The sequence below is a fragment of the Spirillospora sp. NPDC048819 genome, assembly GCF_040650055.1.
GTDB lineage: Bacteria > Actinomycetota > Actinomycetes > Streptosporangiales > Streptosporangiaceae > Spirillospora.
The window spans coordinates 550,681-563,723 of the sequence record NZ_JBEZGN010000002.1 but is presented as its reverse complement, the minus strand read 5'-3'; the positions used below and the strand labels follow the sequence as shown (position 1 = coordinate 563,723).

Here is a 13,043-nt window from a genome sequence, read left to right as displayed (position 1 = left end):
TCGCTGAGCGGATGAACCACGACGCCCCGGAAACCCGTAACGGTGACCGGGGCGTTGGGCGTTTCGGAGCGAGTCGGCCGCCTTGTCCGCTGGCGACACGCCCACTGGAGGCGTCCCGCGGGCCCCGCGCCGCTAGGCTTTCGCTCTGATGACTGAAGAGGACGATCGGAGAGACGTGCGATCCGAAGCCGAGGGCGCGGTGCCCGAAGAGAAGGAGCCCGTGGACTCGGAGGAGGAGACGGCCGAAGACTCCGAGGAGACGGCCGAAGACTCCGAAGACGACGGCAAAAAGAAGAAGAAGCAGGGCTCGTTCTGGAAAGAACTCCCCGTCCTCATCGTGGTCGCCGTCGTCCTCGCCCTCGTCATCAAGGCATTCGCGGTTCAGGCGTTCTACATTCCGTCCGGTTCCATGGAGAACACCCTCCAGGTCGGTGACCGCGTCCTCGTCAACAAGATCGTTTACCATACCCGCGACATCGCCCGCGGCGACGTCATCGTCTTCAACGGCCTCGACTCCTGGGACCCGGAGGTCCAGGTCGAGGAGCCCGGCAACCCGGTGTCCAAGGTGCTGCGCGCGATCGGCACCGCCTTCGGCGTCGCGCCCAACGAGAAGGACTACATCAAACGCGTCATCGGCATCCCGGGCGACCACGTCAAATGCTGCGACGCGCAGGGCCGGGTCACCGTCAACGGCGTCCCTCTGGACGAAAGCTCCTACCTCTACAGCGATCCGTTCACGCACGAGCGGAACAAGCCGTCCAACGACCCGTTCGACGTCACCGTGAAGCCGGGCCAGCTGTGGGTCATGGGCGACCATCGCGAACTCTCCTACGATTCCCGCTCGCACCGAGGCGACCCGGGGGGCGGCACCATCCCGATCGACCGCGTCATCGGCCGCGCCTTCGTCATCGTCTGGCCCCTGGACCGCGTCGGCACTCTCCCGATCCCCGACACCTTCAAACAAAGCGGCCTGCAGAAAACCACCGCCGCGGCCCTTCCCGCCACCCCCTACGCACTAGGCGTCATCTGCACCCTCCCTCTGGCCCACTTCAGACGCCGCCGCCGCTTGAAGACCACCTGACCCACCAACCCGCCACCACCCCGGGCCGGGCCACCGAGACCACCCGCGACGCCCTTGCCCCGAAGGCGTATCCACGTCGCCTTCGAAGGCCGCCTCACCGCCGCCCGCAACGGACCTCCGCGAGATCGAGCTACACCGACTCGTTGGATCGGTGGCGTCGATCGCGGTCTGCAGCCAAGATCAACAAGGCTGTGGCCGGGGTCGCTCCAGTTACACCTGCCGCCCTCCGGCCGGCTCATTCAACGGCCTGGCTCATTCAACGGCGTTAACTGGACACACCCGCGGGTGGAGGCCGTCCAGCGAGTGTTCCGTGGTTCAGGCCAGGTCGGCGCGGACCTGCCGCAGCCCGGGGCGGTCTTGGGCACTTGGTTGATGAACCGTGGGTGCAAGCCGGTTGAGGCTGTCGCCTGCGGTAACGGGAGGCGGCGCCAGGGTGGCGGGGGCGGCCTCGTGCTCGTCCGGGAGGTCTGGGACATGACGGGAACGGGGCGTTCGGGGCGCGGTGGGAGGTTGTGGGGACGTACGCTGCGGGCATGAAGGGTCGTCCGCTTCGCTTCACGCCGCGCCGCGACGCGGGGATGCACGCGTATGAGCGTGCCCTTGATCATGCCGGGTTCAGCCCCGTCGCCGGCGTCGATGAGGCGGGGCGGGGGGCGTGCGCGGGGCCATTGGTCGTCGCGGCGGTGATCCTTCAGGGCGGACGGCGCAGGATCGACGGCCTCACCGACTCCAAGCTGCTCACGCCCGCGCGCCGCGAGGAGCTGTACGCGGAGATCGTCGAGCACGCGTACGCGTGGAGCGCCGTGGTCATCCCGTGCCACGACATCGACCGGATCGGCCTTCACCGCTGCAACGTCACCGGCATGCGGCGGGCTCTGGCCGCGCTGGACAAGCGGCCCGCGTACGTGCTCAGTGACGGGTTCCCGGTGCCCGGCCTGGATGTTCCCGGGCTCGCGATGATCAAAGGGGATCAGGTCGCGGCCTGCGTGGCGGCGGCGTCGATCGTCGCGAAGGTCACCCGAGACCGGATCATGGTGGGCCTTCATGAGCGGTATCCCGAGTACGGATTCGACCTCCACAAGGGGTATGTGACCCGTGCGCACGGCAGGGCGCTCGCCGTCCACGGACCTTGTCCAGAGCATCGTTTCTCCTACGTCAATGTCGAGCGTGCCTTGCGTAACAATGGAGAGGTGGACGTGGAGGAGACCGAAGGGGAGGTCCCCGGCGAGGACCGCACGGAAGGGGCACGGGCGTGAGCGCGGAGGATCTCGAGAAGTACGAGACCGAGATGGAGTTGCAGCTCTATCGCGAGTACCGCGACGTTCTCGGGCTGTTCGGTTATGTCGTCGAGACCGAGCGCCGGTTCTATCTCACCAACTCGGTCGACCTCCAGGTGCGCAGCGCCGACAACGGCGAGATCTTCTTCGAGGTCACGATGCAGGACGCCTGGGTCTGGGACATGTACCGTCCTGCCCGGTTCGTCAAGAACGTGCGTGTCGTCACGTTCAAGGACGTCAACGTCGAAGAACTCGCCAAGAGCGACTTCGAACTCCCCGCTGATCAGTGATGGGGCGGCGCCCGGTTCCCGGACGGTTCGCGGGGCGCCTTCGCGGATTTGGTGAGGCGCCACCCGGCGGGCGCGCGTTCGACGAAACCGGCGGCGGCCAGGAGACCCAGTTTGGCGTTGACCGCCGTCAGATCTACTCCCGCTTTGACGGCGAGCTGCGCGGGGCCGGTCGCGCCGCGGGCGGGGAACGCCTCCAGGACGGACCGGGTGACCGGTTCGAGGCGGTCGCGGGGCAGGACGGGTGTCTGCGGGGGCGGGGCGAGGTCGGCGCCGATGCGTCCCACCGCCTCGATGATCTCCTCGGTGCGGGTGATGAGGGTGGTGCCCTCCTCGCGGAGCAGCCGGTGACTGCCGACCGATGACCGGCTGGTGATGGGCCCGGGCACGGCCATGACGACGCGGCCGAGCTTCGCCGCCCAGCCGGCGGTGTTGAGGGCGCCGCTGCGGGCCTCCGCTTCGACGATGAGCGTCCCCCGGGACAGCGCGGCGATCACCCGGTTGCGGACCAGGAACCGCAGACGGTGCGGGTGGGTGCCCGGTGGGGACTCGCTGACCAGGAGTGAACGTCGGGCCATCTCGGCGAAGAGCCCCTCGTTGGAGGCCGGGTAGGGGACGTCGACGCCGTTGGCGAGGACCGCGACGGTGGATCCGTCGGCGGCCAGGGCGCCGCGGTGGGCGGCCGCGTCGATCCCGAGGGCGCCGCCGGAGATCACCGTCCAGCCCTCGTCGGCCAGGTCCGACGCGAAGTCGGCGGCGGTGCGCAGGCCGTACGGGGACGCGGCGCGGGAACCGACGATGGCGACCGAACGCAGGCATCCGTTGCGCAGGTCGCCGGGGCCGCGCAGCCACAGGGCGTAAGGGCGTCCGCCGCCGAGGTCGTCGAGGGTCGTCGGCCATTCGGGATCTCCCGGGCAGATGAGGCGCCCGCGGAACCGGGCGCAGACGGCCATGTCCTGATCGGGTTCCGCGGCGATCAGCCGGATCCGCCAGTGGTCGAGCCGCTGGACCTCCTTGGCGTCGGCGGATACGCCGTCGGGGAGCCCGCCGGTGCGGATCGATTCGAGCGCCCGCTCGGGGCCGGAGTGGTCGATGATCCGGTTGAGGAAGGTGTCGCCGGGCTCCGCCACGGCGGTGAGGGTGGCTCGGGCGGTTCGTTCATCGCTCATCAGCGCCCCGCCGACCACAGGGTGAGCGCGCCGCCGACGTCGTCCGGGCAGGGTTCGTCGTGGCCGGCCAGGTCGGCGATCGTCCAGGCGACCCGCAGGATGCGGTCGAGGCCGCGTGCGCTGAGCGTCCCTCTCTGCAGGGCTTCGTCGGCTCCGCGCATCGCCTCGGAAGTGGGCGTGAAGCGGCGCCGCAGCTCCGGCCCGGGAATCTCGGAGTTGGAGCGCCACGGGGTGTCGGCCAGGCGTCTGAGCGTCCGTTCCCTGGCGAGCAGGACGCGTTCGGCCACGACCTTGCTGGATTCGGCGAACTCCAGGTCGTAGCGGAGTTCGGCCCGGCTCGCCGGCGATAGTTCGAGCTTGAGGTCGATGCGGTCGAGCAGCGGCCCGGACAAGCGGGAGGCGTACCTACGGCGGATGCCGGGTGCGCAGGAGCAGTCGACCTGCTTGGCCGCGGCGCACGGGCACGGGTTCGCCGCCAGGACGAGCGTGAACCGAGCTGGGAAGCGAGCCATGCCCTCGATCCGGCTGATCCGCACCTCGCCCTCTTCGAGCGGCTGGCGGAGGGCGTCGAGCGTTCCCGCGAAGAACTCCGGGGCCTCGTCGAGGAAGAGGATCCCCCGGTGGGCGAGGGAAACGGCGCCCGGCTGCAGGACGCGGCCCGAGCCGCCGCCGACCATGGAGGCGCGTGAGGCGGTGTGGTGGGGCGCGTAGAACGGCGGCTGGGTGATCAGCGGCTGGCCGGGCCGGAGGGTCCCCGCGACGGAGTGGATCGCGGTGACCTCCAGCGCGATGTCGGGCTCCAGGGGTGGCATCAGCGTCGGCAGCCGCTCCGCGAGCATCGTCTTCCCGCAGCCGGGCGGACCGGCGAAGAAGAGATGGTGGCCACCCGCGGCGCTGATCTCCAGTGCCCTGCGCGCTTCGGCCTGCCCCCGGACGTCGGCCAGGTCGAGATCGGGCGGGATGTCCTGCTGCCGTACGGCGAACCCGTTCGTGGGGGAGTGAGGGTCGCCGTCCTCGTCCTCCTCCAGGGGAGGAGGCTCGTCGCGCAGGAGGCACAGGAGACCGCGCAGTGTGCTGGCGGACACCACCTTCATGCCGGGGACGAGCTCCGCCTCGGCGGCGTTCGAGCGGGGGACCACGACTGTGTGGCAGCCCTGGTTGGCCGCGGCCAGCACGGCGGGCAGGATGCCCTGAATGGGACGCAGACGGCCGTCAAGGCCGAGTTCGCCGATCAGCACGAGCTCGGCGCAGGCCCGTGCCGGAACCGCCTCGGCGGCCGCGAGAAGCGCGATCGCGATGCTGAGATCGAAGGTCGACCCCTTCTTCGGCATGCTCGCCGGGCACAGCGACACTGTGACGTGTCTATTGGGCCATTCCTCGCCCGAATTGAAGATCGCGGCGCGGACCCGGTCGCGGGCCTCGCTGAGCGCCGTGTCCGGGAGGCCGACCAGGTGCAGGCCCGGGACACCGCTGGTGATGGCCGCCTCCACGTCCACCACGAAGCCGTCGACCCCGACCAGGGACACCGAGCGGGTCTTCGCGAGCGTCATCTAGCACACCTCCCGCAGGTGATCGACCGAGAAGCCGTCGCCATCGGCGACCAGGCCGAGGGCGTCCACCCTCACGGGTGCGCCGGTGACGCCGCGCGCGGCGGCCCACCTCCAGGCCAGCCGCCTCAGCCGGGCCGCCTTGTCCGTGGTGATCGCTTCGAGGGGATCGCCGAAGCGGGCGGAGCCGCGGGTCTTGACCTCGCAGACGACGTGCCCGCGGCCGTCATGGGCGACGATGTCGAGTTCGCCCTCGCGGCATCGCCAGTTGCGTTCGATGATCGTCCAGCCGAGTCCGACCAGGTAGTCGGCGGCGGCGTCCTCACCGCGCCGGCCGAGAGTGATGTGGGCGTTCATGGGCCTCACCTCCGGACTTCGACGGTGCCGGAGCGTCACCGTGCGCATCCGGAAAACGACTGCCTGTGGATAACTCGGCGAACATCAGCGGCGATTCGCTTGAAACCGGTCGGCGGTGCTTGCTTCGGCCGGGAGGTTGGCGGAGCGTGACGCTGTGACCGACGCGCTTCAGGACGCCATCGCCGACTTCGAGCGGCATCTGCGCGCCGAACGCGACGTCTCGCCGCATACGCTGCGGGCTTATCTCGGTGATCTGAGCGACCTGACCGGCTACGCCGCCGACAGCGGCGTGACGGAACCCGCTGGCTTGGACGTGCCGCTCCTACGTGCCTGGCTCGCCCGCCAGCACGCTCTAGGACGGTCCCGCGCCACCCTGGCCCGCCGCACGGCCGCCGCACGCGCATTCACCCGGCATCTGCACCGGCGTGGCCTGCTCCAGGACGATCCAGGTCTGCTGCTGGGCACTCCCAAACGCCAACGTGATCTGCCCGGGGTCCTCACCCAGGACGATGCCGCACGCCTGCTCGACAACGTGGACGCCCAAGGCCCCCTGGGGCTTCGCGATCTGGCCGTTCTGGAGACGCTCTACGGGACCGGTGTCCGAGTCAGCGAACTCTGCGGCCTCGACATCGACGACTTGGACACCGGCCGCAGGACGATGCGCGTCCTCGGCAAAGGCGGACGGGAACGCACCGTCCCCGTGGGCGAACCCGCCACCCGCGCCGTCCAGGACTGGTTGCGAGCGGGACGGCCCGCCCTGGTGGCAGAGGACAGTGGCCCTGCCCTCTTCCTGGGGGTTCGCGGGGGCCGCCTCCACCCGACCAGTGCGCGCCGCATCGTCCACGAGCGGATCTCCCAAGTCGGCCAAGTGCCCGACCTGAGCCCACACGGGCTGCGCCACACTGCCGCAACCCACTTGCTCGAAGGCGGAGCCGACTTGCGGAGCGTCCAGGAGATCCTCGGCCACGCCTCCCTGCAGACCACGCAGATATACACCCACGTCTCCGCGGAGCGGCTCAAACAAGTCCACCGCCAGGCACACCCCCGCGGCGCCCAGACCGACTAATAGGCCAGAACCCGAGCCTCACCCCACCCCACCCACACCCGCCCGCTACGGCCTGCCCCTCGCGCGGAGCCACCAACCCACCCCGTCGACTCAATCCCGAGGCGGTGCGGCCACAACGGCGTCGGGCTTCTCGGCGCAGGCGGCGCGGGCGGCGGGCGGCGCGGGCGGCGAGCGGCGCGGGCGGCGGGCGGCGCGGGCGTGCGGGGGGTGCAGGCGGTGCTTGCGGTGCCAGCGGTGCCAGCGGTGGCGGTGCAGGTCGAGTTCAGCCGAATGGCCGCTAGCGGCTGGAGACGCGCGTGCCGAGTTGCCGGGCCCGGCGCGTTGGTTGGATGCCGGGCGGGTGGCAGGGACGGGGTCGAGTTTTGCGGTGCAGGTGGTGTTCAGTTGAGCTGTCGCTCTAGTGGCTTGGGTGCGCGTCTGCGGTTCAGTTGAGTTGCTGTTCGGTCCCGCCGGGTTGGCTGGGGTCGTCGGCGGTGGGTCAGGGGGTGCGGCGGAGGCGGCGTTCGCGGGATAGGTCGACGACGCCCGGGGGTGGGCGGCGCCGGCCGCGCAGGCGGTAGCGCACGCGGGTGCGGCGCCAGGCGAAGGCCAGGGTGAAGGCCAAGGCCATGCCGGTCAGTGCTCCACCCGTCGCAGTGGTGGCGTCACGCAAGGTCATCCTCGGCTCCGGCGAAGGCGCGGGAGTGCGGTCGGTCGCCGATGGTGAGGGGCGCGACCAGAGAGGGAGCAGGCGTACCTGGCGCCGGACGAGACTGAGCGGGTCCAGGTAGAGGGAGCCGCGGCGCAGCCCCCAGTGCAGGCACGGTGCCGGGCAGTGGACCAGGCCGTCCTCCAGGACGCCGATCCGAGTGCCGGAGACGACCCGGCGGCCGGCGCGGACGCTGGGGCGGACGGGCAGGTAGGTGGTCCGCAGCGCGCCGTGATCGATCGCGATGACGCCACGTCCCGCCAGCCGGTCGGCGTAGGAGACGCGCCCTGGGCCGGCGGCGTAGACGGGCTGCCCCGGGTGGGCCGCGAGGTCAACGCCGCGGTGGCCCGCACCCCACGCGGACGCGGGCGGAGAGAAAGCCCGGACGACCTTGGGGGCGGGTGGTCCTAAGGGCCACCTCCAGGCGTCCAGGCCCGGCGTCCCGGTGGCGATCACGCAGGTGAGGAGCATCGTCAGCAGCGTCATGGAGGGAACCCTGCCGGTCCGGCACCGGGGCCCGCAGCCGGGTCCGCGAACTGTGGATAACTCCCGGGACCGTTGATTCCCGGACGCCTCCGCGCCCTGATAATCTGTAGGAGTGCCCGAGAGGACACCGGCCAGGGCCAGGCCGTCACCGATCCGTCCCCAGGGCGGAGAGATGAGAAGCCGCTCCCGGTGAGCGGAGGAGTCACAGACCCGGGAACGGGTCACAGCCGCCTGGGGTTCCCCGGCGGCTGATTTCACGCGTCCGCATGCCACCGCAGACATGGTGGGGCGCCGTCCCTCGGTCCGTCGCAACGGCGACGGTGGGACGGCACCCGGGCGTAGGAGACCAACCAAATGCGGCCCAGTAGGGCCAGAGAAGGAGAGCACGGGCAATGGCACCCGTCGTCACCATGAGGCAGCTCCTTGAGAGCGGCGTTCATTTCGGTCACCAGACCCGCCGGTGGAACCCGAAGATGAAGCGCTTCATCCTCACCGAGCGCAACGGCATCTACATCATCGACCTGCAGCAGTCGCTGTCCTACATCGACCGCGCGTTCGAGTTCGTCAAGGCCACGGTCGCCCACGGCGGGACGATCCTGTTCGTCGGCACCAAGAAGCAGGCACAGGAGTCCATCGCCGAGCAGGCCACCCGGGTCGGCATGCCCTACGTCAACCAGCGTTGGCTGGGCGGCATGCTCACCAACTTCTCGACCGTCCACAAGCGGCTCACCCGGCTCAAGGAGCTGGAGGAGATCAACTACGACGACGTGGCCGGCTCCGGCATGACCAAGAAGGAGCTCCTCGGGCTGCGCCGCGAGAAGGACAAGCTGGAGCGCACCCTCGGCGGTATCCGCGACATGGCGAAGGTTCCGAGCGCCATCTGGATCGTGGACACCAAGAAGGAGCACATCGCGGTCAACGAGGCCAAGAAGCTCGGCATCCCGGTCGTGGCGATCCTCGACACGAACTGCGACCCCGACGAGGTCGACTACCCGGTCCCGGGCAACGACGACGCCATCCGCAGTGTCAGCCTGCTGACCCGTGTCGTCGCCGACTCCGTCGCCGACGGCCTGATCGCCCGCGCCGGCGCCGCCCCCGGTGGCGACGAGAAGCCGGCTGAGGGCGCCGCTGCCGCCGGCTCCGCCGAGCCGCTGGCCGAGTGGGAGCGCGACCTGCTGGAGAACAAGCCGGCCGAGGGTGCCGCAGAGGCTCCCGCGGAGACCCCGGCAGAGGCTCCCGCGGAGGCTCCGGCCGAGCCTGCTGCGGAGGCCCCTGCGGAGGCCCCTGCGGAGGCCCCTGCGGAGGCCGCTGCAGAGGTTCCCGCCGAGCCCGCCGCGAGCCCCGAGGCCGAGGCCGAGGCGCCGGAGCAGGAGGCCCCGAAGCCCGCCGAGGCCGAGCAGGCTTGATCCCGTGGTCCGGCGGCCGCCGCCCGGGCGCCGCCGGACCGTCGCGGGTCCCACGACCAACGACGAGAGAAGCGATAGAGAGCGATGGCTAACTTCACCGCCGCTGACGTCAAGCGGCTACGCGAACTGACCGGCTCCGGCATGATGGCCGTGAAGAACGCCCTCACCGAGGCGGACGGCGACTTCGAGAAGGCCACGGAGCTGCTGCGTCTCAAGGGTGCCAAGGACGTCGGCAAGCGTGCCGAGCGCACCGCCGCCAACGGCCTGGTCACCGAGCACTTTGCGAACTCCGGTGACGGGGCGCTCCTCGAGCTCAACTGCGAGACCGACTTCGTCGCCAAGAACGAGCAGTTCATCGAGCTGGCGAACCGGCTGGTCGAGTTCGCCGCGGGCAGCGGCGCCGCCGACGCCGCGGCACTGCTCACCGCCGAGATCGAGCCCGGCAAGACCGTCCAGGCCCTGATCGAGGAGAACAGCGCCACGATCGGCGAGAAGGTCGAGCTGCGCCACTTCGCCCACTTCCAGGGCGCGTACGTGGCCAGCTACCTGCACAAGTCCGACCCGTCCCTGCCGCCGACCACCGGCGTGCTGGTCGAGTTGGACGCCGAGAACCCCGAAGTCGCCAAGGACGTCGCCCAGCAGATCGCGGCGATGGCCCCCAAGTACCTCACCCGCGACGAGATCCCCGCCGAGGTGGTCGAGAAGGAGCGGTCGCTCGCCGAGCAGCTCACCCGCGACGAGGGCAAGCCCGAGCAGGCCATCCCGAAGATCGTCGAGGGCCGGGTGAACGCCTACTTCCGCGACCTCGTGCTCCCGGAGCAGACCTTCGTGAAGGACAACAAGAAGACGATCGCGAAGGTTCTCGACGAGGCCGGCGTGAAGGTCGTGCGCTTCGCCCGGTTCAAGGTCGGGCAGGCGTAGGGGCACTCTGGAGACGGGTACCCGACAGATACCGCGAAGCAACGAGGAGGCCGCCGACGTGCCGGACAAGACGACCACTAGCGCGACGGCGGCCTCGTCGTCCGATCGGGACGTCGCCGATCAGGGCGCGTCCGACCGGAACGGGTCCGGCGGCGCCGCGTCCGGCGGCACCTCGTCGGGTACGCGCGAGACCGGTCGGCGGCGTGAGACCGGCGGGCACGCGTCCGCCCAGCATGCGCCACGCGCGGGCTGGAAACGGGTGCTGCTGAAGCTCTCGGGGGAGGCCTTCGCCGGCCGTGACCCGCTCGGCATCGATCCCGAGGTCGTCCAGCATGTGGCGGAGGCCATCGCCGAGGCCGTACGCGACGGCGTGCAGGTGGCGGTCGTCTGCGGCGGAGGCAACATGTTCCGCGGCGCCGTCATGGCCGAGCGCGGCATGGACCGCGGCCGTGCCGACTACATGGGGATGATCGGCACCGTCATCAACTGCCTGGCCCTGCAGGACTTCCTGGAGAAGCTGGGCCTCGACACCCGCGTGCAGACCGCCATCACCATGAGCCAGGTGGCCGAGCCGTACATTCCGCGGCGCGCCATCCGGCACCTGGAGAAGGGCCGCGTCGTCATCTTCGGGGCGGGTCTCGGACAGCCGTTCTTCTCCACCGACACCACGGCCGCCCAGCGCGCGCTGGAGATAGGCGCCGAAGCCGTACTGAAGGCCACTCAGGTGGACGGTGTCTACGATGCAGATCCAAGGAAAAATCCAGACGCGGTCAAGTTCGACCGCTTGGATTACGGTGAAGTTCTACAGCGGGGTCTGAAGGTCATGGACGCCACGGCCATCAGCCTCTGCATGGACAACGCGCTCCCCATCGTGGTCTTCGACCTCATGGGGCAAGGCAACATCGTCCGGGCAGTCCGGGGTGAGAAGATCGGCACGCTGGTCAGCCCGGCGGAGGGCTGACCACAGCCTGGAACCGCAATGCGTGACGCGGCACGGAACGCAATGTGGAACCGTAGGATCAGGGCCGACCAGATGACATGGGAGTCACAGTGATCGACGAGACCCTCCTCGAAGCCGAGGAGAAGATGGAGAAGGCGGTCGCGGTCGCCAAGGAGGACTTCCAGGCCATCCGCACCGGCCGCATCACCCCCGTGATGTTCAACAAGATCACCGCCGAGTACTACGGGACGCAGACGCCGATCAACCAGCTCGCGTCGTTCACGCTGCCGGAGCCGCGGATGGTCATCGTCCAGGTCTTCGACAAGTCGTCCATGCAGGCGGTGGAGAGGGCGATCCGCGACAGTGATCTGGGCGTGAACCCCACCAACGACGGCAACGTCATCCGGGTGGTCTTCCCCGAACTGTCGGAGGAGCGCCGGCGGGAGTACGTCAAGGTCGCGGGCGGCAAGGCCGAGGACAGCAAGATCGCGATCCGCAACGTCCGCCGGCGTGCCAAGGACACGCTCGACAAGCTCGCCAAGGACGGCGAGGCCGGCGAGGACGAGGTCCACCGTGCCGAGAAGGAGCTCGACGACGTCACGCACCGCTACGTGGCGCAGATCGACGAACTGCTCGAGCACAAGAAGGCCGAACTGCTCGAAGTCTGATGAAAATCGACGACGCCGGGGAGCCCTCGGGTTCCCCGGATGAGCCGGAGGCCGACATGGCCGGGCATGTACCTGGCGCCTCCCCCGAGGACACCTCGCCCTCCGGCCCCACCCCCTCCGGCCCCGATCCCTCCGGTCCCACCCCCTCTGCGGGCGCACACCCGTCCAACGCCGGCGTGTCCCGCGCGCACGAGTCTCCCGCTGACGCGGCGTCTGACGATGCGGCTTCCGAAGGTGCGTCCTCTGCGGCGCCCGAGGAGAAGCGCGAGAGCAAGACCGGCCGTAACCTCCCGCTCGCCATCGTCGTGGGCGCCGCTCTCGGCGCATTGGTGCTGCTCTCTCTCTACACGGTCAAGGAGATCTTCCTTGCCGTGATGATCGTGTTCCTCTTCCTCGGGATACGTGAGCTGACCGACGCGTTCAAGAGCCGCGACATCGGCGTCCCGTTCATCCCCGTCGCGACGGGCATGGTCGGCACCCCGGTCGTGTCCTACGTGTGGGGGCCCACCGCCACTGTCGCGGCGGTCTCCCTCACGATCCTCGCGTTGCTGATGACGCGGATGATGGAGGGCGCCGACGGATACGTGCGGGACGTCGCCGCCGGGGCTCTCCTGACGGGCTATCTGGTGCTGATGGGCGGGATCGTCGCCCTGCTCATGCGCCCGGACGACGGTGACCACCGCACCGTCATCTTCATCGCCATCACGGTCGCCAGCGACACCGGCGGCTACTTCGCGGGGTCGTTCCTCGGCAAGCACAAGATGGCGCCCACCATCAGCCCGAAGAAGACCTGGGAAGGCCTCACCGGCTCGGCGCTCATGTGCATGCTCGTCGGCGGGTGGCTGGTGTGGTGGCTGCTGGACGGCGGCCAGATCTGGCAGGGCGTGCTGGTCGGCCTCGCCGCCGTGGTCACCGCGACCGCGGGCGACCTCGTCGAGTCGATGGTCAAACGGGACCTCGGGATCAAGGACATGGGAACGCTCCTTCCCGGCCACGGCGGAGTGATGGACCGCCTCGACTCCCTCGTCGCGACGGCCCCCGTCGTGTGGCTTCTCCTGGAACTGTTCGTCCCCAGCTAGGACGCTCGTCCGGAGTCCTGCCGTTCACTTGGAGCGTTGGAGCCGGGCCGTTCGCTCGGAGCCCGACGCGT

13 protein-coding genes are annotated in these 13,043 nt (G+C 69.9%); 9 read left to right on the top strand and 4 right to left on the bottom strand.

Annotated elements, in window-relative coordinates; genetic code table 11:
- Positions 1–175: 175 nt before the first annotated feature.
- The 3 genes from lepB to AB0C35_RS05705 all read left to right on the top strand — a co-directional run bounded on the left by lepB (position 176) and on the right by AB0C35_RS05705 (position 2,648).
- A complete protein-coding gene (gene lepB, locus AB0C35_RS05715; RefSeq protein WP_358451015.1) occupies positions 176–1,081 on the top strand; it encodes a signal peptidase I in 906 nt (301 codons plus the stop codon).
- A 533-nt stretch (positions 1,082–1,614) separates the two neighbouring features.
- Positions 1,615–2,337, top strand: a complete 723-nt coding sequence (locus AB0C35_RS05710; RefSeq protein WP_358451013.1) for a ribonuclease HII — start codon at positions 1,615–1,617, stop codon at positions 2,335–2,337.
- Positions 2,334–2,648, top strand: coding sequence for a DUF2469 domain-containing protein (locus AB0C35_RS05705; RefSeq protein WP_358451011.1), 315 nt, complete (start codon positions 2,334–2,336; stop codon positions 2,646–2,648). The genes AB0C35_RS05710 and AB0C35_RS05705 overlap by 4 nt, the downstream gene beginning before the upstream one ends.
- Here AB0C35_RS05705 and dprA read toward each other — a convergent pair.
- From dprA to AB0C35_RS05690, 3 genes are read right to left on the bottom strand one after another with little or no spacing between them, the layout of a single operon-like run.
- Positions 2,642–3,814 (bottom strand): DNA-processing protein DprA, encoded by a 1,173-nt coding sequence (gene dprA, locus AB0C35_RS05700; protein ID WP_358451009.1) that lies wholly within the window; start codon positions 3,812–3,814, stop codon positions 2,642–2,644. The genes AB0C35_RS05705 and dprA overlap by 7 nt on opposite strands.
- Entirely contained in the window at positions 3,814–5,364 is a 1,551-nt protein-coding gene (locus tag AB0C35_RS05695) for a YifB family Mg chelatase-like AAA ATPase (RefSeq protein WP_358451007.1), read from the bottom strand. Before AB0C35_RS05695 ends, dprA begins: the two co-directional genes overlap by 1 nt.
- Positions 5,365–5,718 (bottom strand): YraN family protein, encoded by a 354-nt coding sequence (locus AB0C35_RS05690; protein ID WP_358451005.1) that lies wholly within the window; start codon positions 5,716–5,718, stop codon positions 5,365–5,367. It abuts the gene before it with no gap.
- A gap of 154 nt (positions 5,719–5,872) precedes the next feature.
- On the opposite strand from AB0C35_RS05690, the gene AB0C35_RS05685 reads away from it, so the two are divergent.
- Positions 5,873–6,784: a tyrosine recombinase XerC gene (locus AB0C35_RS05685; RefSeq protein ID WP_358451003.1), complete on the top strand. Its 912-nt coding sequence runs from the start codon at positions 5,873–5,875 to the stop codon at positions 6,782–6,784.
- Between the two features lie 478 nt (positions 6,785–7,262).
- Here the strand turns inward: AB0C35_RS05685 and AB0C35_RS05680 are convergent, their stop codons facing one another.
- On the bottom strand, positions 7,263–7,958 hold the full coding sequence (locus AB0C35_RS05680; protein ID WP_358451001.1) for a M23 family metallopeptidase: 696 nt from the start codon (positions 7,956–7,958) through the stop codon (positions 7,263–7,265).
- 392 nt (positions 7,959–8,350) lie between these two features.
- On the opposite strand from AB0C35_RS05680, the gene rpsB reads away from it, so the two are divergent.
- The 5 genes from rpsB (at position 8,351) to AB0C35_RS05655 (ending at position 12,972) form a co-directional block, all read left to right on the top strand.
- Positions 8,351–9,364 carry a 30S ribosomal protein S2 gene (gene rpsB, locus AB0C35_RS05675; protein WP_358450999.1) on the top strand — a complete coding sequence of 338 codons (1,014 nt, stop codon included), beginning with the start codon at positions 8,351–8,353 and terminating at the stop codon, positions 9,362–9,364.
- An 84-nt stretch (positions 9,365–9,448) separates the two neighbouring features.
- Positions 9,449–10,285, top strand: coding sequence for a translation elongation factor Ts (tsf, locus tag AB0C35_RS05670; protein ID WP_358450997.1), 837 nt, complete (start codon positions 9,449–9,451; stop codon positions 10,283–10,285).
- 259 nt (positions 10,286–10,544) lie between these two features.
- Positions 10,545–11,246, top strand: a complete 702-nt coding sequence (pyrH, locus tag AB0C35_RS05665; protein ID WP_358450995.1) for a UMP kinase — start codon at positions 10,545–10,547, stop codon at positions 11,244–11,246.
- Between the two features lie 89 nt (positions 11,247–11,335).
- Positions 11,336–11,893 carry a ribosome recycling factor gene (frr, locus tag AB0C35_RS05660; RefSeq protein WP_358451128.1) on the top strand — a complete coding sequence of 186 codons (558 nt, stop codon included), beginning with the start codon at positions 11,336–11,338 and terminating at the stop codon, positions 11,891–11,893.
- Complete coding sequence (locus tag AB0C35_RS05655; RefSeq protein WP_358450993.1) at positions 11,893–12,972, top strand: phosphatidate cytidylyltransferase; 1,080 nt, start codon at positions 11,893–11,895, stop codon at positions 12,970–12,972. Before frr ends, AB0C35_RS05655 begins: the two co-directional genes overlap by 1 nt.
- Positions 12,973–13,043 lie beyond the last annotated feature (71 nt).